Below are 24,915 nucleotides of genomic sequence, written 5' to 3' on the forward strand. Positions count from 1 at the left end.
GTTCAGTACCCGGCCTCCCCACTATGCCGGGTTGGTCACCATGCCCTTGACCGCTTGCTCCGTAAAGCGGTTTCCACGGGCCGTTCCGACCCCCTGCCTGTTGAGGTGGGCGGTGATGGCGCGCCAGGACCTGCCCGCGTTCCGCTGCTTGATCATTTCGATCAGGTGAGGCCACTCATCAAGATTCTTGTGCTTGTTGCCGAGCCGGAAAGGCTCCTTCGATGCTCCGAGCCAGCCGAATCTACGGGGTCCGCCATAAACAGCACCCTCCTCCGCCCTGTCCGCAGCGCTGCGGACCGCACGCTTGCTCATTGTCCTGATCTCGGCTTGAGCAGCACCGGCATGGCCGGGACCGCCCGATCCGGCCGGTCCGTCGTCCCCCACCAGGTTCAGCAGGGTCTTGTCTTCGATGAAGACCCCGTCGCCGACCATGATCAGCGCGTCTTTGAGGGCCACAAAGTCTTGGGGGAGGCGATAGACGCGTTCGCGCTCCACCGCGATACACCCGCTCAGCGGGATGCCTGTCTCTTCTTCGTGTCCGTGCGTAATGTCCTTGATCATCTGCGCGAACGCCGGACGGATGACATCCTGCTTGGCCGCTGAGAAATTGTTGTCCTCGTAATGCATCACGACTGCGCACTCATGCAGGCCCGCGTTACGGATGTTGGCCCGGTGCTGACGCTCGATCCCGATCCCGTCTCCTATGAGCCGGTCGGCAGAGATGCGAGCCATCGAGGCGACAGGTACACGTCCCGCAAGCCATTCCGCGACGCTGCCACCGTCATCCAGGTGGGCTCGTAGAGTCGGTGTCACGTAGGAGCGCGAGAAGGTCCTGGACGGGTCGGAGGGGCTTCGCGAGTTCAACATGGTCGGCACTCTATTTTCTCTGTGATCACGAATGTGACGAATTCCCGAAACACCCCAAGGGAAACGATTCGCCCCCCATGCCCCCGTGGACCCTCGCCACAGCCAGAGTGCTGGTCCGAGCCAGGAGTCGCCGGCCCTCGCCGTCCGTACTCCACAAGCAATCTGGCGTAATCGCTCCGTGACTAGGTGTATTTGTCACGAGCGTTGTTGACACTCGATAGGTCTTGAACATGGCGAAGGCCTCCGATGTGGTGGGAGCTGTCCAGGAACTCACCGCACGGAGGTCTTCGTGTCCTACCGTGATGCCCGGCTGACCGTCCTCGGTAGGCGCCTGCTGGTCGAACGGGTGCGCTCAGGTCGCCCAGTCGCCCACGTCGCAGCCGCGATGGGGAATCGGGCCACCACCCACAGGTGGATCCGGCGATGGCGGTCCGAAGGCGAGGCCGGCCTGCACGACCGCTCCAGCCGGCCGCGCACTACACCGCACCGGACCCGGCCGCCATCGAGACACAGGTCTGCGAACTGCGGCAATCCCGCAAACTGGGACCGGCAAGAATCGGCCCGGTCCTGGGCCTCCCCGCCTCGAACAGTTCACCGGATTCTGATTCGGCACGGACTCCACCGGCTGGCCTGGCTCGACCGGTACCCCGGTCCGCCGCTACGAGCGCGAATGCCCCGGCGAGCTGATCCATGTCGACGTGAAGAAGCTCGGCCGGATACCCGACGGGGGCGGCCACCGGATTCTGGGCCGCCAGGCCGGCCGGGCCACCCGCAGCCGGATGGGCTTCGACTACGTCCACTCCGCCGTCGACGACCACTCCCGGCTCGCCTACAGCGAGATCCACCCGGACGAGAAGGTAGCGACCTGCGCAGGCTTCCTCACCCGCGCGGCCGCCTTCTTCCACAGCCAGGGCATCACCCGCATCGAACGGGTCCTCACCGACAACGCCTGGGCCTACCGCAAGGGCCTGAACTGGAAGAACGTCCTCGCAGACCTCGGCGCGACCGGCAAGCTGACCCGCGCCTACCGGCCGCAGACCAACGGCAAGGTCGAACGCTTCAACCGCACCCTGCTCGACGAGTGGGCCTATTGCGGCCCTACACCTCAAACGACGAGCGCACACAGGCCCTGGCAGACTTCCTCCACGCCTACAACCGTCACCGCTGCCACACCGCACTCGGCGGACACCCACCCATCAGCCGTGTGAACAACCCTGCGGGTCAATGCAACCAGGGCCCTGCTGGTGGATCTCCGTGGCGTCGCGGAGATCCACCAGCAGGACCCTAACCACACCGCCCGCTTAGGTTCACCCTCCGTTCACCCACGGCCATCGGCCGCTTCACCTGTTCTGCCTAATTTCGGCCGTAGACGGTGAGCCCCCGCGACAAGGGACCCCCTCACCGTTGACTGAAACATCAGCAGACTTCGCACGCCGCCACAGACACACAAGAGGCCGGCGGCTCCTGGAAGGAACATCCGAAGGTGAAGCTTCAGCGCAAGAACCGGCTCCGCGCCCTCTCCGTCGGCGCTCTCGCCGTCTCCGGCGCCCTGGCCCTCACGGCGTGCGGCTCCGACGACACCAACAGCACCGGCGGCACCGGCTCCAGCTCCTCGGCCAAGGCCGGCAACATCAAGTGTGACGACGCCAAGGGCCAGCTCCTGGGCATCGGCTCCTCGGCGCAGGCCAACGCGATCGACGCCTGGCGCCAGGCCTACGCGCAGGCCTGCTCGGGCGTGCAGATCAACTACAAGCCCGACGGATCCGGCGCCGGCGTCACCGCGTTCAACCAGGGCCAGGTCGCCTTCGCCGGTTCCGACTCGGCGCTCAAGCCCGAAGAGGTCACCGCCTCCAAGAAGATCTGCTCCGGCGGCCAGGGCATCGACCTGCCGATGGTCGGCGGCCCGATCGCCGTCGCCTACAACGTCTCGGGCGTCGACAACCTCGTCCTGGACGCGAAGACCCTGGCGCAGATCTTCGACTCGAAGATCACGAAGTGGAACGACCCGGCGATCGCCAAGCTCAACCCCGACGCGAAGCTGCCGTCCACCAAGATCCAGGCGTACCACCGCTCGGACGAGTCCGGCACCACGGACAACTTCACCAAGTACCTCAAGGCCACGGCCGCGAGCGACTGGAAGTACGAGGGCGGCAAGGCCTGGCAGGCCAAGGGCGGCCAGTCCGCGCAGGGCTCCTCCGGCCTGGCCCAGCAGGTCAAGCAGACCGACGGCGCCATCTCCTACTTCGAGCTGTCCTACGCCAAGGACGGCGTGAAGACGGTCGACATCGACACGGGCGCCTCCGCCCCGGTCAAGGCCACCACGGAGAACGCCTCCAAGGCGATCGCCGACGCCAAGATCATCGGCACCGGCAAGGACCTCGCCCTGGAGCTGAACTACGCGACCAAGGCCGACGGCGCCTACCCGATCACCCTGGTCACGTACGAGATCGTCTGCGACAAGGGCAACAAGGCGGACACCCTGGCCGCCACCAAGTCCTTCCTGACCTACACGGCCTCCGAAGAGGGCCAGGCCGCCCTCGCCGACCTGGGCTACGCCCCGATCCCCACGGAGATCAACGCCAAGGTCCGCGAGACCGTCGCCAGCATCAGCTAGCCCGCGTGCGGGCCACCCCCACCAGCGGGTGGCCCGCACCGTCCGGTGCACCGCCGCCAGAAGTCCCGTACGCGACCGCGACAAGCGGCAGAGGGACTTCGCAGACCGGAGAACCCCATGGACATAGCCACACAGTCACCCGCGCCACCGGCGCCCGCCGATCGCCCGACCCCAGCCCAGCAGAAGCGCGCCGAACGCGGCGCCACCCGCCCCGGTGACCGGATCTTCCTCGGTCTCTCGCGCGGCTCGGGCATCCTGCTGCTGGTGATCATGGCCGCGATCGCGGTCTTCCTGACCTACCGCGCCTCGCTGGTCCTCTCGAAGAACGAGGGCAACTTCCTCACCACCTTCGAGTGGAACGCGACCGCGGACCCGCCCGTCTTCGGCATCGCCGTCCTCGCCTTCGGCACGATCGTCACGTCGATCATCGCCATGCTGATCGCGGTCCCGGTCGCCGTCGGCATCGCGCTCTTCCTGACGCACTACGCGCCGAAGAAGCTGAGCGGCCTCATCGCCTACGTCATCGACCTGCTGGCCGCCGTACCGTCCATCGTGTACGGCCTGTGGGGCGCCCTGTTCCTGGTGCCGCACATGACCGGCGTCTTCAGCTGGCTCGACGACTACTTCGGCTGGACCGGCATCTTCTCCTGGCAGGGCGGCGCCCCGCGCACCCTGCTCACCGTCGGCATCCTGCTGGCGATCATGATCCTGCCGATCATCACGAACGTCTCCCGCGAGGTCTTCCGGCAGGCCCCCCTGATGCACCAGGAGGCGGCCCTCGCGCTCGGCGCCACCCGCTGGGAGGTCATCCGCATGTCGGTGATCCCCTTCGGCCGCTCCGGTGTGATCTCCGCGTCGATGCTCGGCCTCGGCCGCGCGCTCGGCGAGACGATGGCCGTCGCCACGGTCCTCTCCCCCGACTTCCTGATCCACGCCAGCCTGCTCGACCCGGGCGGCGGCACCTTCGCGCAGAACATCGCCGCGAAGTTCTCCGAGGCCAACGACCAGGGCCGCGACGCCCTCATCGCCTCCGGCCTCGTCCTCTTCGTCATCACCCTGCTGGTCAACGGCGCCGCGCGCATGATCATCGCCCGCCGCAAGGAGTACTCGGGGGCCAACGCATGAGCCACGCGACGACGCCCGCGCCCGCACCCGCGAAGCGCCCCTCCACCCTCCGGGCCGCGCGCCTGCCCCGCTGGTCGCCCTGGGCCATCGCCCTCGGTTCGATCGCCGCGGGCTGCGCGATCGGCCTGGTCGCGGACCTGAGCAGCCGCATCCAGTGGGGCCTGCTCGCCGCCCTGATCTTCGTCCTCGGCACCTACGGCCTCGCCGCCAAGGTCGAGGGCAAGCGCCAGGCCAAGGACAGGACCGCGACCAGCATCGTCTGGGTCGCCTTCATCCTGGCCGTGATCCCGCTCGCCTCCCTCGTCTACGAGACCGTGAAGCGCGGCATCAAGGTCCTGGACCCGTACTTCCTCTCGCACTCGATGGGCTTCGTCACCGCGTACCAGCCCGGCGGCGGCATCTACCACGCGATCCTCGGCACCCTGGAGCAGGTCGGCCTCGCCACCCTGATCTCCGTCCCGATCGGCCTGCTGACCGCGATCTACCTGGTGGAGTACGGCCGCGGCAAGCTGGCGAAGGCCGTCACGTTCTTCGTCGACGTCATGACGGGCATCCCGTCGATCGTCGCGGGCCTGTTCGTCCTCAGCTTCTGGATCCTGATCCTCGGCTTCGGCTTCTCCGGCTTCGCCGGCTCGATGGCCCTGTCCATCCTGATGATCCCGGTCGTGGTCCGCTCCACCGAGGAGATGCTCAAGCTCGTCCCGAACGAGCTGCGCGAGGCCTCCCTCGCCCTGGGCGTCCCGAAGTGGCGCACCATCCTCAAGGTCGTCCTGCCGACGTCGATCGGCGGCATCATGACCGGCGTGATGCTGGCGGTCGCCCGTATCGCGGGCGAGACGGCCCCGGTGCTGCTGCTGGTCTTCGGCAACCCGCTGATCAACGGCAACCCCTTCGACGGCCCGCAGGCCTCGCTGCCGCTGTACATCTACCAGCAGTACGCGAGCAGCGGCGGCAGCGAGGCGGCGTACGACCGCGCCTGGGCCGCGGCCCTGGTCCTCATCGCCTTCATCATGATCCTCAACCTCGTGGCCCGCGGCGTAGCCCGCTGGAAGGCCCCGAAGTCCGGTCGCTGACGCGGCCATACGTAGCGACGCAATCGGAAGTGATCTGAACCCATGGCCAAGCGAATCGACGTAAGCGGTCTGACCGCCTACTACGGATCCCACAAGGCGATCGAAGACATCTCGATGACGGTCGAGCCCCGCTCGGTGACGGCCTTCATCGGCCCCTCGGGCTGCGGCAAGTCGACCTTCCTGCGCACCCTCAACCGGATGCACGAGGTCACCCCCGGCGGCCGCGTCGAGGGCAAGGTCCTCCTGGACGACGAGGACCTGTACGGCACCCACATCGACCCGGTCGCCGTGCGCCGCACCGTCGGCATGGTGTTCCAGCGCCCCAACCCCTTCCCCACGATGTCGATCTTCGACAACGTGGCGGCGGGCCTGAAGCTCAACGGCCAGTACAAGAAGTCCGAGCTCAGCGACGTCGTCGAGAAGTCCCTCAAGGGCGCCAACCTCTGGAACGAGGTCAAGGACCGCCTCAACAAGCCTGGCTCGGGCCTCTCCGGCGGTCAGCAGCAGCGTCTGTGCATCGCCCGCGCCATCGCGGTCGAGCCCGACGTGCTGCTGATGGACGAGCCCTGCTCGGCGCTCGACCCGATCTCGACCCTCGCCATCGAGGACCTGATCGGCGAGCTCAAGGAGCAGTTCACGATCGTCATCGTGACGCACAACATGCAGCAGGCGGCCCGCGTCTCCGACCGCACCGCGTTCTTCAACCTCGCGGCGGTCGGCCAGCCCGGCAAGCTCGTGGAGATCGACGAGACGGAACGCATCTTCTCCAACCCGTCGGTCCAGGCCACGGAGGACTACATCTCGGGCCGCTTCGGCTAGGGGCCGGCCGCCCTTGACCCGGACTCCTCGTGGCGCTGCATGGCGGTGCCGCCACGAGGCCTGAGAGCCCGCCCCGGTAGGGGCGGGCTCTCCCTGATTCGAGGGGGCTGAGGACCAGCCCCGCCCAGGGGCGCGGGGAACTGCGCGCTCAGCCACGAAAAAGCCGCGGACGCGTCTGCTCATGTACCGAGCAGACGCGTCCGCGGCTTGTCGTGGGTTGCTCGCGCCCACGCGGCGGAGCCGCATCGACACAGCCCCGCGCCCCTAGCGGCACCTATGCAAAGGCCAGCCAGACAATCCCGTACGAAGCGGCAGCGACAAGCGCCGCGGCCGGCATCGTGATGAACCACCCCACCACGATGTTCTTGGCGACCCCCCAGCGCACCGCGTTGACCCGCTTGGTCGCCCCGACACCCATGATCGCCGAAGTGATCACATGCGTCGTCGAGATCGGCGCGTGGAACAGGAACGCCGAGCCGAACATGATCGAGGCGCCGGTCGTCTCCGCGGCGAACCCCTGCGGTGGATCCAACTCGATGATCTTGCGGCCCAGCGTGCGCATGATCCGCCAGCCACCGGCATACGTACCGAGCGACAGCATCACCGCGCACACGATCTTGACCCAGACCGGAATCGGGTCCTCGAACGTCTCGTGGCCGCCGATGACGAGCGCCATGACCACGATGCCCATGGTCTTCTGCGCGTCCTGGAGGCCGTGGCCGAGCGCCATGCCGGCCGCCGAGACGGTCTGCGCGATCCGGAATCCGCGCTTCGCCTTGTGCGGGTTCGAGCGCCGGAACAGCCACATGATGAGCGTCATCACGAGGTAACCGACGACGAGACCGATCACCGGCGACGTGAACATCGGGATGACGATCTTGTCGAGCACCCCGGACCAGTACACGGTCGTGCCACCGGCCATCGCCGCGCCGACCATGCCGCCGAACAAGGCGTGCGAGGACGACGAGGGCAGCCCGAAGTACCAGGTGATGAGGTTCCACACGATCGCGCCGGCCAGGGCCGCGAAGAGGATGCCCATCCCCTTCTGTCCCTCGGGCGTCGCGATGATGCCCTCACTGACCGTCTTGGCGACCCCGCTGCCCAGGAAGGCACCGGCGAGGTTCATCACCGCGGCCATCGCGAGCGCCGCGCGAGGCGTCAGCGCACGGGTGGAGACGGAAGTGGCGATGGCGTTCGCGGAGTCGTGGAAGCCGTTCGTGTACGTGAATCCGAGCGCGACAGCGATCGTCACGATCAGGGTGAAGGTGTCCATGAGCCGGCCTCAGGACTCCTTCACGGCGATCGTCTCCACCGTGTTGGCCACGTGCTCGAAGGCGTCAGCGGCCTCTTCCAGCACATCGACGATCTGCTTCAGCTTCAGGACCTCCATGGCGTCGTACTTGCCGTTGAAGAGCTGGGCGAGCAGCTTGCGGTGGATCTGGTCGGCCTGGTTCTCGAGCCGGTTGACCTCGATCCAGTACTCGGTGAGGTTCGACATCGTGCGCAGGTTCGGCATGGCCTCCGCGGTCAGCTCGGCCGCGCGTGCCAGGACCTCGATCTGCTGCTCCACACCCTTCGGGAGCTCCTCGACCTGGTAGAGGACGACCAGGTCGACGGCCTCCTCCATGAAGTCCATGATGTCGTCGAGGGACGACGCGAGGTTGTAGATGTCCTCACGGTCGAACGGCGTGATGAACGAGGAGTTGAGCTGATGGAAGATCGCGTGGGTGGCGTCGTCACCGGCGTGTTCGGCTGCCCGCATCCGCTCCGCGATCTCGGCCCGGGCGGAGGAATCCGCCCCGAGCAGTTCCATCAGGAGCTTCGAGCCCGTGACGATGTTGTCCGCGGACGCGGCGAACATGTCGTAGAAGCTCGTCTCCCTGGGGGTCAGACGAAAGCGCACGTGGGGTCCTCGGGGTGTGCTGGATTCGGTCGCTGGATTCGGTCAGGCTGATGCTAGGCGCATCATCCGGCCACGGCTAACCGGCGTTCCCCCAGTGTCGCCCATCAGGCACAGTGATCAGCACGGGGTCCCGCGAACCGGCCGGAGCCCCGGAAAGTCCGGTATCCTATACCCGCAGGGGGTATGCGGATCCACTACGGGAGGTCGGACACGATGACCACGGACGCGAGCCAGACGGCGGCCGACGCCGCACCGACGCCCCCGGCCGAGGCCGCCGACATCGTGACCGACCACGACCGCGGCATCCACGGCTACCACCACCAGAAGGACGAGCACCTCAAGCGCCTGCGCCGGATCGAGGGGCAGATCCGCGGCCTCCAGCGGATGGTCGAGGAAGACGTCTACTGCATCGACATACTCACGCAGGTCTCGGCCTCCACCAAGGGCCTGCAGTCCTTCGCGCTCCAGCTCCTGGAGGAGCACCTGCGGCACTGCGTCGCCGACGCCGCCCTCAAGGGCGGTGACGAGATCGACGCGAAGGTCGAAGAGGCTACGAAGGCGATCGCGCGGCTGCTGCGCACCTGACGGGTTCCTCGGGCGGGGGCTGGGCCCGGGGTCCTTCTTCTCAGGTTCGGTCCTTGCCGTCGGAGCCGCCCGGCAGTGCCTCGGCGACTCGCAGCACCTCGTCGATCCGGTCCGCGCTGAGCCGTCCCTCGGGGACGGCGGACGCCGCGATGATCAATTCACCGCACAACTCGATCTCGGCGAGGGCGACGTGGTCCTGAACCGCCGCAACCACGGGAGCCACGCTCATCACCTCTTCCAGCCATCGTCGGTCGACTTCCCAGAGTAGGGAGCGCCCTACGGACCGCGCATGGCACGGAAGAACCATTTCCGGCCCCGGCAGGACCCCTATTTCGGATCCCTCTCCGCGACCTCGCCCGCGAAGATGTCCTTCTTGCGCGGCAGCCGGACGCTCGCCGGCTCGCCGAATCCGTAGAGCAGCGTCGTCGACGCGACCGCGATGTCCTTCTTCTCCTGCGCGTTGGCGAAGCTGAAGCGGTGCCGCACCTTGCGGATGAGGCCCTCGTCGTCGAGGTACACGTCGAACGGCACCGGCCCCTTGCCGAACCCTTTCGCCGCCGCGGCGATCGACCCCTTGTTCCCAGCGGACGCGGCCTTCGCCGCCGTGCCGAGATCGACGGTCCCCCGGTAATGGCGCGTCGGCACGCCCGCGATGTCGCTCTCGCCCACGTAACTCACCTTGCGTGCGCCGCGCAGCAGTTCGGCCGCGGTGAGCGGATCGGTGGCGCCGCCGGTGACCAGATTGCCGTCGGTCAGCGACGCGGTCTCGACCCGCACCCACTTGTCGGCGGGCACGCCCGCGCCGCGGTTCTTCATGAAGAGGGCGCCGGGGGCGAGGAGTTCGGTGATGGGCCGGTGCTCCTGCGCCCCCGCCGCGTCCTGCGGCAGCCGCACCTTCAGCTTGCCGAGGCCCTTGCGGTAGTCGTAGACCCCGGAGCCGCGGATGGTGACCCGGGTGCCACCGCTGGCCATCTCCATCGACGTACTCGCCTGCGAACTGCCCTCGCGGACCAGCCGGTCCGCGGCCCGGCGCACGACGTGGGCCGCGTCCGCGCTCCGCTCACCCGCCTCGGCCCCGCCGCCGCAACCGGCGGCGCACGCCATGATCCCCGCCGCGGCCACGGCCGCCGCCGCCCTCTTCGCCGGACGCCTGTGCTGCACCACCATCGCTTGTCTACCCCCAAGCCCGTCCGTGCGTATGCGGCCCCGCTATGCCCGGTTAACGACGGGTAGGGGCGGCCGTCACGCGAACGGGGGGTTTACATGTACCCGCTACCGTGGCCGGGTGGCACAGCAGCAGCATGAGCATGCGACGACGGTCGTGGAACAGGGCCGGTTCTGTCTGGCCCGGTGTACCTGCGGCTGGCGCGGCCCCGCGAGACGGGCACGCAGCAAGGCCCGCTCGGACGCCGACGACCATGTCGGGGCGCACACCGGGTAGCGGGAACCCGCGGCTCCCGGATCTCGTCTCGTTCCCGTAGGAAGTACGAGACCCGGGAAACAACCGGTGACCCAGGGAGACACGGGATGCAGCGGCGTACGTTCATATCGGCCACGGCGGCCGCACTCACCGCGGGCGTGACGTCCGCCTGCACCGCGGGCGACGGAGCCTCCTCGGCACCCGCGTCCGCGTCGTCGGCCCCGGTGCGCCCCACGAGCGCGAGCGCGTCCACGACGGCCCGCGCCGCCGCGAACCTCGACGCGCTGGCCAAGGACCTCGACGGCACCCTGACCCGCCCCGGCCAGTCCGCGTGGGCCGCCGCCCGCCAGCTCTACAACACCCGCTTCGACGACCTGAAGCCGACCGCCGTCGCCTATGCCGCCGGGCCCGACGATCTTCGTACGGCGCTCGCGTACGCCCGCGCCCGCAAGGTCCCGGTGGCGATCCGCAACGGCGGCCATTCGTACGCGGGCTACTCGTCGGGCGACGGGCGGCTGATCCTCGACGTGTCCCGCATGAAGACGGTCCGTGCCTCCGGCGGCGAGGCAGTGGTCGGCGCGGGCGCCAAACTCATCGACGTCTACCGGGGCCTCGCCGCCAAGGGCGTCACCATCCCGGCGGGCTCCTGCCCCACGGTCGGCGTCTCCGGCCTCACCCTCGGCGGCGGCCACGGCGTGGTCTCCCGGGCCTACGGCCTGACCTGCGACAGCCTGACGGGTGCCACCCTCATATCGGCGGACGGCAAGGAGCTGACCGCTGATCCCTCCACCAACAAGGACCTGTTCTGGGCGCTGCGCGGCGCGGGCAACGGACAGTTCGGCGTGGTGACCGAGCTCCGCTTCAAGACCCACCCGGCGCCGCAGGGCGTCTCCGCCTACATGACGTGGCCCTGGTCGAAGGCGGCGACGGTCCTCAAGGCCTGGCAGAAGTGGGGCCCGGACCAGCCCGACGAGATCTGGTCGTCGCTGCACGTGGCGAACGCGGCGGGCGGCCGCCCCACCATCTCGATAGCGGCCTTCTCACTCGGCACCTACGCCGAGCTCCAGAACACGGTCGACCGCCTCGCCGACGGCCCCGGCGGCCCCGGCCCGGCCACCTCCGTCTCGCTCAAGCGCCGTTCCTACGAGGAGTCGATGGAGGTGTACGCGGGCTGCTCCGCGTTCTCCTCCGACGCCCAGTGCCATCTGCCGGGCGCCACCCCGGGCCGCTCCCCGCAGGGCGCGCTGCAACGCGAGACGTACGCGGCGCACTCGGACTTCTTCGACCGCTCGCTGTCGGACGCCGGGGTGCGGGCGCTGCTCAAGCAGCTGGAGTCGGTGTCGGCGGGCGCGGGGTCCGTCGCGCTCACGGCGCTCGGCGGTGCGATCAACCGGGTCGATCCGACGGCCACGGCGTTCGTCCACCGCCGTTCGCGGATGCTCGCGCAGTACATCGTGTCGTGGCAGGCCGGGACGGCCGGCACCGCGGCCCGCGACTGGCTGAAAAAGGCCCACACCGCGATGCGTCCCCACGCGTCCGGGGCGGCGTACCAGAACTACACGGACGCGACCCTGACGGACTGGAAGCAGGCCTACTACGGCGCCGCGGCCGACCGCCTGACGAAGGTGAAGCGCCAGTACGACCCGTCGGGCTTCTTCAGCTTCCCGCAGTCGCTGTAGGGGCCGGCGGCCGCTGCCCCGCTGCCCCGGATGGAGCACGCGATACGCCCCCGGGTGGCCCTGAACCCCGGGCGGGGTTGCGCTGAACCCATGAACGCTTACCGAATATTCGCGGCCTGCGCCGCCACCGCCGCCGTCCTCATCCTGGGCATCATCACGGCCGCCGTCCTCCACGACGGGTCCGCCCACGCCGCGGCCGGCCCTCTCGCGGTGGTCTCCGGGGCCGTCGCCCTGGCCGCCGGCACGGGCGGCCTCGCCCTGATCCGCGGCGGCCGGGGGACGTCGTCTACGCCGCCAGGTCCCGCTCCTCGGCCGAACCGGCCGACCCCCGGGCCTCAGGAAGCTCCACCGCTCCCCGGGCCGGCGCCACAGTCGTAGGCGCCCACACCAGCCACGCGACCCGGGACCGCCCGATCGCCCGGGCCAGCGGCGTGAGCAGTGCCGACGCGAGCGGCGAGAGCAGCAGCGCGACGGCGGTGCCGAGCGCGAACCCGCCGATCACGTCGGTCGGGTAGTGCAGGCCCATGAACACCCGGCAGAAGCCCTCGAGCACGGCGAGCGCGAGCCCGGCCAGGCCGAGCTTGCGGTGGGCGATGAAGAGCGCGGCGCCCATGGCCATGGCCAGCGTCGCGTGGTCGCTGACGAACGAAAAATCGTTCTTCCCGGTCAGCAGGACCGTCAGCCCGTCATGGTCCTTGAACGGTCTCGGCCGCTCCACGAACGACCGGATCGGCACGTTCACCAACACCGCGGCGGCCGCGGCGAGCGGCGCCCACACCACGGCGGCGACGGACGACGCGGCGTCGTCGAGAGTGCCCCGTCTGCGCGCTCCCCACCAGCACCAGACCACGACGAGCACGAGCCCGAGCAGGATCCCGTACTCGCCGACGAACTCCATGGCCTTGTCGAACCAGCCCGGTGTGGAGTCGGTCAGCCCGTTGATGTCGTAGAGCAGGGAGACGTCAGGGTTCGACCCGGAACTCTCGAGTGCCTCGAGTCCAGCCATGGTTCAACGGCCCCTTCGTCTTCAGCCACCCCCGTGGTCTGTTTTTCCGGTTCAGCAAAAGGAACGCACGCTTCGACTCCCAACGTTCCTCACTCCACCGAATGATCACGCAGACGTTATCGAAGAGAGATGCAAACCCGCAGCTCAGGGCCGGGCGTTAACGGAGAGTTCAAGCCACGTCACACTTCGGGCGACTCGCTCGGAAGCGCTTGCGCGCCCGCCTCGGTGACTCGCGTCGCGCCGAAGTAGTCCGGCGTGTCCACCGGGTCGAACCTGATGACAGCGCCCGGCCTGGGCGCGTCGATCATGTACCCGCCTCCGACGTAAATACCCACATGCCGGATGGCGCGGCTGTTGTTCAGATCGTCCGAGAAGAACACCAGATCTCCCGGCAGCAGCTCGTCCCGCTTCGGGTGCGGCCCGGCGTTGTACTGATCGTTGGCGACGCGCGGCAGCTTGACGCCCACCGTCTCGTACGCGGCCTTGGTCAGCCCGGAACAGTCGAACCGGCCGCCCTGGTCCGCGGTCCCGTTCCCGCCCCACAGATACGGGGTGCCCAGCTTCTTCTGCGCGTAGTAGATGGCCGCCGCGGCCTGCTGCGAGGGCTGCACCCGCCCCACCGGCCGCGCGAAACTCTGCTCCAGGGTCGTGATCGTCTTCACATAGTTCTGCGTCTCGCGGTACGGCGGCACGCCCCCGTACTTGATGACGGCATACGCCCCCGCGTTGTACGCGGCCAGCATGTTCTTCGTCGCGTCCCCGGGCGCGTCCTTCACGTACGACGCGAGCTTGCAGTCGTACGAGGCCGCCGACGGGATCGCGTCGTTCGGGTCCCAGATGTCCCGGTCCCCGTCCCCGTCCCCGTCCACGCCGTGCGCGGCCCAGGTCCCGCTGATGAACTGCGCGATGCCGTACGCCTTCGCCGGCGACGTGGCCTTCGGGTTGAACCCGCTCTCCTGATAGAGCTGCGCGGCGAGCAGCGCCGGATTGATCGCCGGGCAGAGATTGCCCCATTTCTGCACCAGCGACTGATAGGCGACGGGCACGGCGCCCTTGGCGAGTCCTACGGCCCCCTGCCCCACCCCGTTCGTCAGGCTTCCGGCCGCCATGTACGTCCCCAGGACGAGCAGGCTCACGAAGCCGGTCCCCCCGGCGACGGCCGATCCCGCGACGATCCACGCCTTACGCACCGTCAACCGCCTCTCGCCGCACGGGAGTCCACCGACACTCCAGTCTAGAGCCGCCCCGGCCGTCTGACCCGCAGTTCACCGGCCCGAACCCCGCACGAGGACACCGCGACCCTTCATTGCCCGGCGTGACCAGGCGTGATACACAGAGTGACCATACGTTCCTTCGCATGCGGAACCGCCCCGCGAGGCGGCCCCGGCGATCGCGGGAGCGTACGAACTCGGCCAACGAATGGCGCCAAGTGTGCAGGCATCAGCGCCAATCTGGGTCAGAATGGGCCTGACCTCTGCGCTGCGGCGGGGGCGACAGAACTACCCACATGGGGCGGTGAGTTACACATGCTGCTGGCAGCCGAAAAAGGCGACATCACGACCATCATCGGCGGGATCGCCCCCGACTGGGGCCCGTTCGGGACCCTGGGCAACGAGGCACGCGTAATGATCGAGGTCGTGATGGCCGTGGCCATCCTGCTCTGCCTCGGCATCGCGATCTGGGGCGCGGCCAAGCAACGAATCGGAGCCACGGCCCTGCGCGACACCTTCAGCGCTGAACAGGGCAAGGGCCTGATCATCGCGGGCCTGACCGGCGTCTTCATCATCGGTTCCCTCGGCACGCTCTTCACCATCGTGTACGGCATGGCCGTCTAGCCCGGCGCCCGGAGCATTCGCCGACGTCCCGCGGCGAACGCCCCGAGTCCGTTTCGGTCCGGTCCCACCCGGTTACCCCTAATAACCCTCAACACCATCCGTCCCGTCGTGCCCACCGGCTGAGGTTGCGTCTCCCTGATGTCGAGTCACCACACCGCGCCCGCGCGGCAACCCGCACGGCTACCGTCGTATGCGGCGGATCCGGCGATTCAGCACGAGGTTGAGGGGGCGTGCGCGCAATGAGTCCCGACAACGGGCAGCACGACGACGTCTACGGCGGCACCGGGCAGACCCGGACGCGGCTCCCCGAGGGCTCGGGCGGTGACGGCTACGGCGGCGCCCGCAGACCCGGCCGCTCGCCGTCCCGGTCCCTGGTCACGGTGGTCGGCGTCGTGGTCCTCCTGATCGCGGCGATCGCCTTCGCGAACCGCGGCGACGACAGTGCCTCCGGCGGGGGCGGGCAATCGGGCTCGGGCCCCAAGTCCTCCCCCACGACCCCGACCGGCACGAAGCCGGTGGGGTCGGGGTTCGCGCATGATGAGCAGGGGGTTCAGTCGGCGGCGGCGAATTATGCGGTGCAGTTGGGCTCCGCCGACATGTTCGACAAGGCCAAGCGGGATCAGATCCTGCAGAACATCATCGTCGCCTCCCGTGTCGCCACCTTCGAGAGCGAGCTGGACAAGGCGTACACGGCTGACTTCAACAAGAACGTGGGCCTCAACGAGAACGGCTCCACCCCGCAGGGCTACACGTTCGTCTCCCGTACGACGCCGATCGGCACCAAGAGCACGACGTACGACAGCAAGGAGTCCACCGTCGAGGTCTGGTGCAGTGGGCTCCTCGGACTGGCCGGGGAACAGTCCACTAAGCCGGTGACCAACAGCTGGTTCACCATCACCATGAAGCTCGAGTGGTCCGGTGGTGACTGGAAGATCGTCGCGCACTCCCAGAAGGATGGCCCCGCCCCTGTCCCGGGCGACGAGCGGGCGTCCAACTCCGATGAGATCGCCAAGGCAGTCGAGGGGTACGGAGGGTTCACGTATGCCCGCTAAAGGCGCACTCCTCAAACTCACCGCGGCTGCGGCGACTCTGCAGACAGCGGTGATTCTGCTGGCCACCCGGGCCGTGGCAGCACCCGACCCCGACAACGATCCCTGCGACTTGATCCACGGCCCCGCCAAGCAGTACTGCGAACGCGGTGACAACAGCCGCAGCGGCACCAGCGGGACCACCGGCGGTGACATGCCCGACGGGACCGCCAACCCCCTCGACCCCCTCTCCAGCCTCGCCAAGGGCTGCGCAGACGCCGCGTCCTGGACCGTGGACAAACTGAGCGAAGCCGTACAGAAGACCGCAGAGGTCGACTTCACCAACCAGAAGTTCCTCCAGCAGTACGCCATCGTCTTCGCGGCGTCGGCCATCCTCACCCTGCTGCTGTGGCTGCTCGCCGTCGCCAAGCGCGCGGTACGCGGCGTACCGCTGTCCACCGCCGTCTCGGAAGCCGTCGGGTTCCTGTGGCTGACCGTGCTCGCCTCCGCGTTCACGCCGCTCATCCTGTACACCGTCGTGTCCGCCGCCGACGGCGTCACCGACGTCCTGGCCAAGGCGACGGGCAATCAGACGGACACGTTCTTCGGCACGTTCTCCGAGGCCCTCAAACAGGGCGACGACATCGGCGGCGGCCCGATCATGCTGATCGTCGTGTCGCTGGTGTCCATCCTCGCGGCCGGCGTGCTCTACCTGGAGCTGTATCTGCGCGCCGTGCTGCTGTATGTGGGCGCCCTGCTCGGCGTCGTCGTGTACTCGGGGCTCGTCGACAAGAACCTGTGGGGCCACGTCCGCCGCTGGGTCGGCATCATGGTCGCCATCATCCTGGTCAAACCGGTCATCGTGATCGTGCTCGGCCTCGCCGGGGCACTCTCCACCAGCGGCGACGGACCCGACTCGCTGGCCGCCGTCGTCTCCGGCCTCGCCATCGTGCTGCTCGCCATCTTCGCGAGCGGCATGATCTACCGCTTCGTCCCGGGCTTCGGCGACGAGATGGCCAACGTACGCAAGAACCGCATCATGCAGGGCGCCGAGGGCAAGGCCGCCGCCGCGTTCACCTCGCCCGCCTCGCTCGTCTCGCAGGGCATCAGGACCCACAGCGCCCGTTCGGACAGCGGCGGCGGCGGTGGAGGCGGCGCCAACCAGGCCCGTCCCGCCAACCCCGTGTCCGGCGGCGTGGCCGCGCACAGCACACGCCCGGCCGCCGGGGGCGGCGGCGGATCTGTCCCCTCCGCCGCACCCCCGCCCCGTACGAGTCCCACGAACACCCCGCACGCGGGCAACCGCGGTGGCGGGGGCAGCAATTCCGGCAGCAACCGCAACGGCAACCCGCAAGGAGGTGCAGGGCGTTGACGACCCAGTCCCACGTGTCCCCTCCGGTCACGCCCCGCCGTACATATCTGATCGGCCGCGCCCGGCCGAACGCGATCGTCGGCAGGAACCGTGAGTCCGGTGAGATCGCCCTGATCATCGGCGGGGCGTTCCTCGGCATGATGTGCGGGCTGCTCGTCCCTGTCCTCTCGATGCGGATCGTGCTGCTGATGGGCTTCCCGCTCCTCGCGCTCGCCGCGGTCTACGTCCCGTACAAGCACCGCACCTTCTACAAGTGGTTCGAGATCAACCGGAGCTACAAGCGGTCGCTGAAGCGCGGCACCGCCTACCGGTCGCGGGCGATGGAGGCCGGTGTCCGGTTCGACGGGCGCGAGGTCGAGGTCGGGCCGCCGCCGGGGATCGGGCGCCTCACGTGGCTCGCCGCCCCGTTCGGCCCGGACGAGATCGCCGTCCTGCTGCACGCCGACCGACGTACCGTCACCGCCGCCATCGAGATCGAGGGTCCGGGTGTCGGTCTGCGCGACTCGGAGGACCAGGAGGCGCTCGTCGACCGGTTCGGCACGCTGCTCAAGCACGTGGCGAACGGGGACGGGTTCGTGACCCGCCTCCAGATGCTCGCCCGCACCCTGCCCGCCGACCCGGACGCGCACGCCAAGGACGTGGCGATGCGCGGCGACGACCGCTCCCTGGGCTGGCTGCAGGAGTCGTACGACCAGCTGCAGTCCATGGTGTCGACCAGCAGCGAGCAGCACCGCGCCTACCTCGTGGCCTGCATGCACTTCACGCGCGAGCTGGCCGCCGAGGCCAACGCGATGGCGCGGGCCACCCGCCCCAAGGCCGGCAAGAAGATCGACCGGGACGCGGGGCTCGCCGTCGTCATGGCCCGCGAGCTGACCGACATCTGCTCGCGGCTCCAGGAAGCCGACATCCGCGTACGGCAGCCGCTCGGCCAGGGCCGGCTCGCCTCGCTCATCCACTCCATGTACGACCCGGACCACCCCATCGACCACATCCAGGCGATGACGAAGCGGAACGCCTGGCCTGCTGAACTCGATGCGATGGAGCCGACGTACTTGCAGGCCAAGACCCGCGAGTCGTCGACGCGCGCACCCTGGTGCCACGCCACGGCCTGGGTCAAGGAGTGGCCGATGACACCGGTCGGCGTCAACTTCCTCGCGCCGCTCCTCGTCCACACCCCGGACGTCATCAGGACCGTCGCCGTCACGATGGACCTGGAGCCGACCGAGGTCGCCATCGAGCGGATGCTGACCGAGAAGACCAACGACGAGGCGGAGGCGTCCCGCGCCGCCAAGATGAACCGGACCGTCGACCCGCGCGACATCGCCGCCCACGGCCGCCTCGACCAGCGCGGCGAGGACCTGGCCAGCGGAGCGGCGGGGGTCAACCTGGTCGGGTACATCACCGTCTCGTCCCGCAACCCCGACTCGCTCGCCCGCGACAAGCGCACCATCAGAGCCTCCGCCGGAAAGTCGTACCTGAAGCTGGAGTGGTGCGACCGGGAGCACCACCGGGCGTTCGTGAACACCTTGCCCTTCGCCACCGGCATTCGACGCTAATCCCGTGTCCCACAAGGCCAGAAGCAAGGTCAGAAGGTAGGCGCTGCTCATGCGGGATCCGTTGTCCCTCCTCACGGATGCCTTCACCTCCTTCCTGTTCGGGAAGGTGGAGACGACCCGGCTGCCGGTGCGCACGTCGACGGGGCAGGCCCAGGCCGTCTACCTGCCGACCGCGGCGCCCGGCCTCGGCGACTCCGGCGTGATCATCGGCCGTGAGGTGTACTCCGGCAAGGGCTACATCTACGACCCCTTCCAGCTCTACGGGCAGCAGCTGCCTGCCCCGCACTGGCTGGTCCTCGGCGAGTCCGGGAACGGCAAGTCGGCCCTGGAGAAGACGTACGTCCTGCGGCAGTTGCGGTTCCGCGACCGGCAGGTCGTCGTCCTCGACGCGCAGGGCGAGGACGGGGTCGGCGAATGGAACCTCATCGCGCAGGAGCTGGGGATAACTCCCATCCGGCTCGACCCGACCGCCGCGCTCGACATGGGCATCCGGCTGAACCCGCTCGACCCCGCGATCACGACGACGGGCCAGCTGGCGCTGCTCCGTACGATCATCGAGGTCGCGATGGGCCACGGCCTGGACGAGCGGTCCGGCTTCGCGCTCAAGGTCGCGCACGCCTACGTCAACGAGACGATCGTCGAGCGCCAGCCCGTCCTGACCGACATCGTCGAGCAGCTGCGCCACCCCGAGCCGGAGTCCGCCGAGGCGATGAACGTCGCCATAGAGGACGTACGTGCCTGGGGTCTGGACGTCGCGCTCGTCCTGGACCGGCTGGTCGACGGTGACCTGCGGGGCATGTTCGACGGCCCGACCACGGTCGGCATCGATCTGGACGCCCCGCTCATCGTCTTCGACCTGTCCCACATCGACCGGAACTCGATCGCGATGCCGATCCTGATGGCGATCGTCGGCGTCTGGCTGGAGCACACCTGGATCCGCCCCGACAGGAAGAAGCGCATCTTCCTGGTCGAGGAGGCATGGCACATCATCAACTCGCCGTTCGTGGCGCAGCTGTTCCAGCGGCTGCTGAAGTTCGGGCGGCGGCTCGGTCTGTCCTTCGTGGCGGTCGTCCACCACCTGAGCGACGTGGTGGACGGCGCGGCCGCGAAGGAGGCGGCGGCGATCCTCAAGATGGCGTCGACGAGGACGATCTACGCGCAGAAGGCGGACGAGGCGCGGGCGACCGGCCGGGTCCTGGGCCTCCCCCGCTGGGCTGTCGAAATCATCCCCACCCTCACACCCGGCATCGCGGTCTGGGACGTCAACGGCAACGTCCAGGTGGTCAAGCACCTCATCACCGAGACGGAGCGGCCGCTGGTCTTCACCGACCGCGCCATGACCGAGTCGTCCGACGCCTCGCTCGCCGACGACGCCCTGCACGCCGCCGAACTGGAGGCGGAGGAGCGGGCGGCGGCCTTCGTGGAGCAACGGCTCAGCGATACGTCCGAGTCCACGGTGGCGTGACGATGCGGGACGAGCGGCGGTACCGCGACGAGCGCGGCCGGGGTGTTCCGGACGGGCTGCTCATCGGCGTCCTGGCGTTTCTGCTGGGCATGACGATCATGGTGTGGTCGGCGACGGGGCTCGCGGGCCTCTTCGCCAAAGGGGCGTGGCCCGCGAACGTGACGTTCGGTCATACGCCGCTCGCCATCCGCTCGTTGATCGCCCGCCCGCACGACATCGCGGGCGCGTGGCCGAACACCCCGAAGACGGATCTCTCCGGGTACGGGCTCTTCTGGGGCCTGCTCATCGGCCAGCTGATGATCCTGGTGGTCCTGACCGTCTTCGTGGCCGGGACGGTGGCAAGGTGGCGCGCGGTACGAGCCCGCCGCCGTGCCGCCCCGCCCCACCAAACAGCTCTGCCCCAGCAGCCGGATGCCACGCCGTCGGCCATGCCGCTCCGGCACCCCGGGGCGGCCCCGCCGGTGACGCCGGTCCAGCACCCCGGGGCGGCTCCGCCGGTGACGCCGATTCAGCACCCCGGGGCGGCCCCGTCGATGATGCCGGTTCAGCAACCCGGGGCTGCACCATCAGCCATGCCGCACCAGCAACCCGGGGCGGCCCCACCGGTAACGCCGGTCCAGCACCCCGGGGCGGTCCCGCCGGTGACGCCGCTTCAGCAACCCGGGGTCGCGCCGTCAGCCATGCCGCACCAGCAACCGGCGGCTGCGGCGTGGGCGGCGCCCGTTCAGAACCCCGGGCCCGCGCCGGGCACCGGCCCCGTCGAGCAGGCGAGCGCGGCCGGCACGGCAGGTGAAACCCTCGTCGGCGGGCGGACCTCGGAGTTCCGCCCCGTCGAGCAGCCGCACGCTGCCGGCACGGCAGGTGAGTCCCTCGCCGGAGGGCGGACCTCGGAGTTCCGCCCCGTCGAGGCAGCACCCGGCCCCCAGCCGGTAGCAGGAGCGACCCCGGCCGCAACAGGGGCCTGGCACGCCGCCGGGGCCCAGCCCGCGCCCGGGACCGGGCCGACAGCCCCTGGGGCCTGGCCCGAATCCGGAGCCCCTGCTCACCCGGGCGCCCCCGCCCACCCGGCCGCGCCGACCCACCCGAGCACCCTCGCTTACCCGGGCACCTCAGCCGCACCAGGCCCCAGGCCGGCCACCGTGCCCGCCCCCCGCCCCGCGAAGGGCCTGCTTCTCGGGGCGCCGGCCGACCGGCATCCCCTCGCCGTGCAGGCGATCCGGGACGCCGAGGGCCCCGCGCTCGTCATCACCTCGGCCCCCAGGGTCTGGGAAGAGACCAAGGACGCCCGGGCCAAACTCGGCCCGGTCCTCCTCTACGACCCGACGCACCAGTGCGACACCCCGGCCCGGATGCACTGGAACCCCGCCACGGGCTGCACGGACAGAGCCACGGCGGCCACCCGCGCGGCAGCGCTCCTCGCCCCGATACGCCCCACGGCCAAGCTGGACTCCGCGGTGGCCGAGACCGCCGAAACGCTGCTGCGCAGCTACCTCCACGCGGCGGCCGTGGACGGCAAACCGTTCCGCCATGTCCACCGCTGGGCCCAGGGCACCCAGGTCCAGGACGCCGTACGCATCCTGCGCACGAACCCGAAGGCGGCCGCGGGCACCGGGGGCGAGCTGGAGGCGGCCCTCACCTCGCATCCGGAACGCCGGGACATCGCCCAGGAGTTGACGGCCCGCGCCCTGTCCGCGCTGTTCTCCGTGCACATCCGCGAGGCCTGCACCCCGAACCGAACCGATGCGCTCACCCTGGATTCCTTCGTGGACGAAGGGGGCACGCTTTATGTGGTCGGTGAACCCATCGAGGATCCGAAGGCGAATCCGGGCGCGATGCCCCTGCTGACGGCCCTCGTCTCGAGCGTGGTCGAGCACGGCCGCCGGATGGCCGAACGGTCACCCGCCGGTCGGCTCGACCCACCAATGACGCTCGTCCTGGACGACGTCGCGGCGGTGGCTCCGCTTCCCCAGCTGCCGGAGCTGCTGGCCATCGGAGCGGACCGGGGCCTGCCGACCCTGGCCCTGCTCCGCTCCCGCGAACAGGCCCGCAGCCGCTGGCCGGACGCCGAACTCCCCGCTGTATAGACCCCGTTACCGCCCGGCCGCACAACCACCCAGCCGCTCAGCCACTCAGCCACCCAGCCGCTCAGCCACCCCGCCGCTCAGCCGCTCAGCCGCTCAGCCGCCTACGACTCGTCCCGGACGGCATACAACCGCAAAAACGCGCGCACACCACTCTCCACCCGCGCATCCACCTCCGCCGCGGACATCGGCACGACCCCGAAGAACGTATCCACGGTGACCGATCCCGCGGTCAGCAGCGCGAAATACCGCGCCGCCTCGTGGGAGTTGGCCGCGTCGACGGCCAACAGCCCCCGCGCGCCCAGCTCGACGAACCTCTCGCGCACCGCCTCCGTCACGGCCCGCGGCCCGATCCGCTGCCATTCCTCGATGACATCCGCGGGCAGGTGTGGCCCCTCCGAGATGATCTGCCGGACGAGCAGCATGTGCGGAGCGTGCTCACCGCGCCGTCCCATCCATTCGCGGGCGAGGGCGGCGATGTCGTCCCCGATGTCCGTCACCTTGCCCAGATGCCGCTCGATGAGCGCGGTGTGGGCCGCCGTGACGCTCGCGGCGCTGTCCAGCAGCACCTCACGGAACAGGTTCTTCTTGCCGCCGAAATGGTTGTAGAGCGTGCGCGTCGAGACCCCGGCCTCGGCCGCGATCTCGTCGATGCCCGCCCGCGTATAGCCCTCGCGCCCGAAGACCGTACGCGCGCCACGCAGCAACGCCTGCCGCTTCTCCACCGTGCCCTTGCGCAGGCCCGGCCCGTCCTGTTCCGCCATCCCGCTCCTCCGTCGCCGCCCAGCCTAGGGCCCCGGTCCGGAGTCCCGGTCCGGAGACCTAGGTACAACGACCGTTGCACTAACTACAACCATCGTTGTACTTTACCGCCATGGCAACCGAACCCCAGGTTTCGGCGGTCCCCGCACCCGGTGGCCGCCGCCCCGCCTTCACCCTGCTCGTCGTCCTCCTCGGCATGCTCACGCTGCCGATGGCCATGTCCGGCACGACGGTGGCACTGCCCCGCATCGGCGCCGACCTCCACGCGAGCGGCGCGTCACTGCAGTGGGTCGTCGTCGGCTACTTCCTCGCCGCATCCTCGTTCATGCTGGTCGCGGGCGTGCTCGGCGACCTCTACGGCCGCCGCCGGATCCTCACGCTCGGCGCCGCCGTCTACACCGCCGGCACCCTGGCCTCCGCCCTCGTCGAGCACATCCTGCTCCTGGACGCGGCCCGCGTGCTCTCCGGCATCGGCGCCGCCGGCGTCATGGCCGGCGGCGGCTCCCTGCTCGCCGCGACCTTCACCGGCCCGGCCCGTACCCGCGTCTTCGCCGCGCTCGGCACCACGGCCGGCCTCGGCCTCGCCTTCGGCCCGACGTTCTCCGGCTGGCTCGTCGACGCACTCGGCTGGCGCGCCACCTTCCTGTCCTACGTGGCTGTCGGCGCCGTCATCCTCGCCGGCACCCGCCTGATGAGCGAGTCCCGGGCCGACGACCGGCCCCGCGTCGACAAGGCGGGCGCGGCGGCGTTCATCGCGGGCCTCGCCCTCGCCCTCTTCGCCATCACCCAGGGTTCCAAATCCGGCTGGACGTCACCCGGCACCCTGCTCCCCGCCGCCCTGGCCCTGGCCCTGCTCCTCACCTTCGTCCGCGTGGAGCAGCGCATCACCCGCAGCGGCACGGGCCGCCCGATCCTCGACCTGCAGCTGACCCGCAACCCGGCGTTCCTCGGCTGGGCCGTCGGCTCCTTCGGCCTGGGCGCGGGCACCACCGGCGTCCTCACCTTCCTGCCGACCTACCTCCAGGGGGTCAACGGCTCGACGGCCCGCGCCGCCGGACTGACCCTCCTCCTGATGACGGTGCCGGTCCTCGCCCTGCCCCCGCTCGGTGCCCGCCTCGTCAACCGGGGCGTACCCGCCCGCCACCTGCTGGTTCTCTCCCTGCTCCTGATCGCCGCGGGCAACGCCTGGCTCACCACCCTGCACCCCGGCATCACCGCCGGCGCCCTCGCAGGCCCGCTGCTCACCATCGGCGCGGGCCAGGGCCTGTCCATCGGCATCATCGACGCGCAGGCCATGTCGATGGTCGCCCCGTCCGAGGTCGGCATGGCCTCCGGCTTCCTCAACACCGTGCGCGGCGGCACCGGCGCCATCATGCTGACGATCTTCGGCGCGCTGCTGGTCGCCTCGGTCGAATCCCGGACCGGCTCGAGCCAACTGGCGGCCCGGGTCACAGCGGGCACAGGCGGCCACGCACCGGAATTCACAGCGGCCTGGCACGTCACGCTCTGGACGGTGACGGCCCTCCTGACAGCCCTGGCAGCCCTCGCACACACCCTGCTCACCCCCAGAAACAGGCCCACACCGCTCACCAGGCCCCACCTCACCAAGCCCCACCTCCTCAATCCCCTCCGCTCCTAAAGCCCCTCCCCTCCTCAAGCCCTCCGCTCCTCAAGCCCTCCGCTCCTCACCCCCCCCCGCTCCTAAAGCCCCTCCCCTCCTCAAGC

22 protein-coding genes and 1 pseudogene are annotated in these 24,915 nt (G+C 69.6%); 15 read left to right on the forward strand and 8 right to left on the reverse strand.

Going from position 1 to position 24,915, the window contains the following annotated elements; translation table 11 throughout:
• Positions 1-21 precede the first annotated feature (21 nt).
• Positions 22-867: a recombinase family protein gene (locus tag ABD366_RS05025; protein ID WP_324767031.1), complete on the reverse strand. Its 846-nt coding sequence runs from the start codon at positions 865-867 to the stop codon at positions 22-24.
• Between the two features lie 289 nt (positions 868-1,156).
• On the opposite strand from ABD366_RS05025, the pseudogene ABD366_RS05030 reads away from it, so the two are divergent.
• From ABD366_RS05030 to pstB, 5 genes and pseudogenes are all read left to right on the forward strand, one after another.
• Positions 1,157-2,155: pseudogene (locus tag ABD366_RS05030) on the forward strand (IS481 family transposase).
• A gap of 195 nt (positions 2,156-2,350) precedes the next feature.
• Complete coding sequence (gene pstS / locus ABD366_RS05035; protein WP_324767030.1) at positions 2,351-3,481, forward strand: phosphate ABC transporter substrate-binding protein PstS; 1,131 nt, start codon at positions 2,351-2,353, stop codon at positions 3,479-3,481.
• A 117-nt stretch (positions 3,482-3,598) separates the two neighbouring features.
• Positions 3,599-4,606, forward strand: a complete 1,008-nt coding sequence (pstC, locus tag ABD366_RS05040) for a phosphate ABC transporter permease subunit PstC (protein WP_324767029.1) — start codon at positions 3,599-3,601, stop codon at positions 4,604-4,606.
• Positions 4,603-5,679, forward strand: a complete 1,077-nt coding sequence (pstA, locus tag ABD366_RS05045) for a phosphate ABC transporter permease PstA (protein ID WP_324767028.1) — start codon at positions 4,603-4,605, stop codon at positions 5,677-5,679. Before pstC ends, pstA begins: the two co-directional genes overlap by 4 nt.
• Before the next feature lie 42 nt (positions 5,680-5,721).
• The gene (gene pstB / locus ABD366_RS05050) at positions 5,722-6,498 is read left to right on the forward strand and encodes a phosphate ABC transporter ATP-binding protein PstB (RefSeq protein ID WP_324767027.1); all 777 of its coding nucleotides are present in this window, start codon (positions 5,722-5,724) and stop codon (positions 6,496-6,498) included.
• A 274-nt stretch (positions 6,499-6,772) separates the two neighbouring features.
• Here the strand turns inward: pstB and ABD366_RS05055 are convergent, their stop codons facing one another.
• Entirely contained in the window at positions 6,773-7,771 is a 999-nt protein-coding gene (locus ABD366_RS05055) for an inorganic phosphate transporter (RefSeq protein ID WP_324767026.1), read from the reverse strand.
• Positions 7,772-7,780: 9 nt separating this feature from the next.
• Complete coding sequence (locus ABD366_RS05060; RefSeq protein WP_324767024.1) at positions 7,781-8,401, reverse strand: DUF47 domain-containing protein; 621 nt, start codon at positions 8,399-8,401, stop codon at positions 7,781-7,783.
• A gap of 213 nt (positions 8,402-8,614) precedes the next feature.
• On the opposite strand from ABD366_RS05060, the gene ABD366_RS05065 reads away from it, so the two are divergent.
• Positions 8,615-8,986, forward strand: coding sequence for a metal-sensitive transcriptional regulator (locus tag ABD366_RS05065; RefSeq protein WP_324767023.1), 372 nt, complete (start codon positions 8,615-8,617; stop codon positions 8,984-8,986).
• A gap of 40 nt (positions 8,987-9,026) precedes the next feature.
• Here ABD366_RS05065 and ABD366_RS05070 read toward each other — a convergent pair whose 3' ends face one another.
• Both ABD366_RS05070 and ABD366_RS05075 read right to left on the reverse strand, forming a co-directional pair.
• Positions 9,027-9,215, reverse strand: coding sequence for a hypothetical protein (locus ABD366_RS05070; protein WP_324767022.1), 189 nt, complete (start codon positions 9,213-9,215; stop codon positions 9,027-9,029).
• 98 nt (positions 9,216-9,313) lie between these two features.
• Positions 9,314-10,153, reverse strand: a complete 840-nt coding sequence (locus tag ABD366_RS05075) for an SCO4651 family lipoprotein (RefSeq protein ID WP_324767020.1) — start codon at positions 10,151-10,153, stop codon at positions 9,314-9,316.
• A gap of 118 nt (positions 10,154-10,271) precedes the next feature.
• Here ABD366_RS05075 and ABD366_RS05080 point away from each other — a divergent pair, with 118 nt between their 5' ends.
• The gene (locus ABD366_RS05080) at positions 10,272-10,427 is read left to right on the forward strand and encodes a hypothetical protein (protein WP_324767019.1); all 156 of its coding nucleotides are present in this window, start codon (positions 10,272-10,274) and stop codon (positions 10,425-10,427) included.
• An 86-nt stretch (positions 10,428-10,513) separates the two neighbouring features.
• Positions 10,514-12,085, forward strand: a complete 1,572-nt coding sequence (locus ABD366_RS05085; protein ID WP_324767018.1) for an FAD-binding oxidoreductase — start codon at positions 10,514-10,516, stop codon at positions 12,083-12,085.
• A gap of 286 nt (positions 12,086-12,371) precedes the next feature.
• Here ABD366_RS05085 and ABD366_RS05090 read toward each other — a convergent pair whose 3' ends face one another.
• Both ABD366_RS05090 and ABD366_RS05095 read right to left on the reverse strand, forming a co-directional pair.
• Positions 12,372-13,091 carry a phosphatase PAP2 family protein gene (locus tag ABD366_RS05090; RefSeq protein ID WP_324767017.1) on the reverse strand — a complete coding sequence of 240 codons (720 nt, stop codon included), beginning with the start codon at positions 13,089-13,091 and terminating at the stop codon, positions 12,372-12,374.
• 179 nt (positions 13,092-13,270) lie between these two features.
• Entirely contained in the window at positions 13,271-14,281 is a 1,011-nt protein-coding gene (locus ABD366_RS05095) for a C40 family peptidase (RefSeq protein ID WP_324767131.1), read from the reverse strand.
• Between the two features lie 336 nt (positions 14,282-14,617).
• Between ABD366_RS05095 and ABD366_RS05100 the strand changes: the two genes are divergently transcribed.
• From ABD366_RS05100 to ABD366_RS05125, 6 genes are all read left to right on the forward strand, one after another.
• The gene (locus ABD366_RS05100; protein ID WP_188337772.1) at positions 14,618-14,926 is read left to right on the forward strand and encodes a hypothetical protein; all 309 of its coding nucleotides are present in this window, start codon (positions 14,618-14,620) and stop codon (positions 14,924-14,926) included.
• Positions 14,927-15,165: 239 nt separating this feature from the next.
• Positions 15,166-15,978 carry a DUF8175 domain-containg protein gene (locus tag ABD366_RS05105; RefSeq protein ID WP_324767016.1) on the forward strand — a complete coding sequence of 271 codons (813 nt, stop codon included), beginning with the start codon at positions 15,166-15,168 and terminating at the stop codon, positions 15,976-15,978.
• Entirely contained in the window at positions 15,968-17,326 is a 1,359-nt protein-coding gene (locus tag ABD366_RS05110; protein WP_324767015.1) for an energy-coupling factor transporter transmembrane component T family protein, read from the forward strand. Before ABD366_RS05105 ends, ABD366_RS05110 begins: the two co-directional genes overlap by 11 nt.
• Complete coding sequence (locus ABD366_RS05115) at positions 17,323-18,882, forward strand: SCO6880 family protein (protein ID WP_324767014.1); 1,560 nt, start codon at positions 17,323-17,325, stop codon at positions 18,880-18,882. The genes ABD366_RS05110 and ABD366_RS05115 overlap by 4 nt, the downstream gene beginning before the upstream one ends.
• Positions 18,883-18,931: 49 nt before the next feature.
• Positions 18,932-20,347, forward strand: coding sequence for an ATP-binding protein (locus ABD366_RS05120; RefSeq protein WP_324767013.1), 1,416 nt, complete (start codon positions 18,932-18,934; stop codon positions 20,345-20,347).
• A 2-nt stretch (positions 20,348-20,349) separates the two neighbouring features.
• On the forward strand, positions 20,350-22,431 hold the full coding sequence (locus tag ABD366_RS05125; protein ID WP_324767130.1) for a type IV secretory system conjugative DNA transfer family protein: 2,082 nt from the start codon (positions 20,350-20,352) through the stop codon (positions 22,429-22,431).
• A 101-nt stretch (positions 22,432-22,532) separates the two neighbouring features.
• Here the strand turns inward: ABD366_RS05125 and ABD366_RS05130 are convergent, their stop codons facing one another.
• Positions 22,533-23,192: a TetR/AcrR family transcriptional regulator gene (locus ABD366_RS05130; protein ID WP_324767011.1), complete on the reverse strand. Its 660-nt coding sequence runs from the start codon at positions 23,190-23,192 to the stop codon at positions 22,533-22,535.
• 110 nt (positions 23,193-23,302) lie between these two features.
• Here ABD366_RS05130 and ABD366_RS05135 point away from each other — a divergent pair, with 110 nt between their 5' ends.
• Entirely contained in the window at positions 23,303-24,829 is a 1,527-nt protein-coding gene (locus tag ABD366_RS05135) for an MFS transporter (RefSeq protein WP_324767010.1), read from the forward strand.
• Positions 24,830-24,915: the final 86 nt, after the last annotated feature.

Origin of the sequence: Streptomyces kunmingensis, from assembly GCF_039533535.1 — a bacterium.
GTDB classification, from domain to species: domain Bacteria; phylum Actinomycetota; class Actinomycetes; order Streptomycetales; family Streptomycetaceae; genus Streptomyces; species Streptomyces kunmingensis.

Excerpts from the sequence above, each read along its gene's own strand:
- ABD366_RS05025 (WP_324767031.1), bottom strand. The coding sequence starts at position 867 with ATGTTGAACTCGCGAAGCCCCTCCGACCCGTCCAGGACCTTCTCGCGC.
- pstC (WP_324767029.1), top strand. The coding sequence starts at position 3,599 with ATGGACATAGCCACACAGTCACCCGCGCCACCGGCGCCCGCCGATCGC.
- pstA (WP_324767028.1), top strand. The coding sequence starts at position 4,603 with ATGAGCCACGCGACGACGCCCGCGCCCGCACCCGCGAAGCGCCCCTCC.
- pstB (WP_324767027.1), top strand. The coding sequence starts at position 5,722 with ATGGCCAAGCGAATCGACGTAAGCGGTCTGACCGCCTACTACGGATCC.
- ABD366_RS05055 (WP_324767026.1), bottom strand. The coding sequence starts at position 7,771 with ATGGACACCTTCACCCTGATCGTGACGATCGCTGTCGCGCTCGGATTC.
- ABD366_RS05065 (WP_324767023.1), top strand. The coding sequence starts at position 8,615 with ATGACCACGGACGCGAGCCAGACGGCGGCCGACGCCGCACCGACGCCC.
- ABD366_RS05070 (WP_324767022.1), bottom strand. The coding sequence starts at position 9,215 with ATGAGCGTGGCTCCCGTGGTTGCGGCGGTTCAGGACCACGTCGCCCTC.
- ABD366_RS05075 (WP_324767020.1), bottom strand. The coding sequence starts at position 10,153 with ATGGTGGTGCAGCACAGGCGTCCGGCGAAGAGGGCGGCGGCGGCCGTG.
- ABD366_RS05085 (WP_324767018.1), top strand. The coding sequence starts at position 10,514 with ATGCAGCGGCGTACGTTCATATCGGCCACGGCGGCCGCACTCACCGCG.
- ABD366_RS05090 (WP_324767017.1), bottom strand. The coding sequence starts at position 13,091 with ATGGCTGGACTCGAGGCACTCGAGAGTTCCGGGTCGAACCCTGACGTC.
- ABD366_RS05100 (WP_188337772.1), top strand. The coding sequence starts at position 14,618 with ATGCTGCTGGCAGCCGAAAAAGGCGACATCACGACCATCATCGGCGGG.
- ABD366_RS05105 (WP_324767016.1), top strand. The coding sequence starts at position 15,166 with ATGAGTCCCGACAACGGGCAGCACGACGACGTCTACGGCGGCACCGGG.
- ABD366_RS05110 (WP_324767015.1), top strand. The coding sequence starts at position 15,968 with ATGCCCGCTAAAGGCGCACTCCTCAAACTCACCGCGGCTGCGGCGACT.
- ABD366_RS05120 (WP_324767013.1), top strand. The coding sequence starts at position 18,932 with ATGCGGGATCCGTTGTCCCTCCTCACGGATGCCTTCACCTCCTTCCTG.
- ABD366_RS05125 (WP_324767130.1), top strand. The coding sequence starts at position 20,350 with ATGCGGGACGAGCGGCGGTACCGCGACGAGCGCGGCCGGGGTGTTCCG.
- ABD366_RS05130 (WP_324767011.1), bottom strand. The coding sequence starts at position 23,192 with ATGGCGGAACAGGACGGGCCGGGCCTGCGCAAGGGCACGGTGGAGAAG.
- ABD366_RS05135 (WP_324767010.1), top strand. The coding sequence starts at position 23,303 with ATGGCAACCGAACCCCAGGTTTCGGCGGTCCCCGCACCCGGTGGCCGC.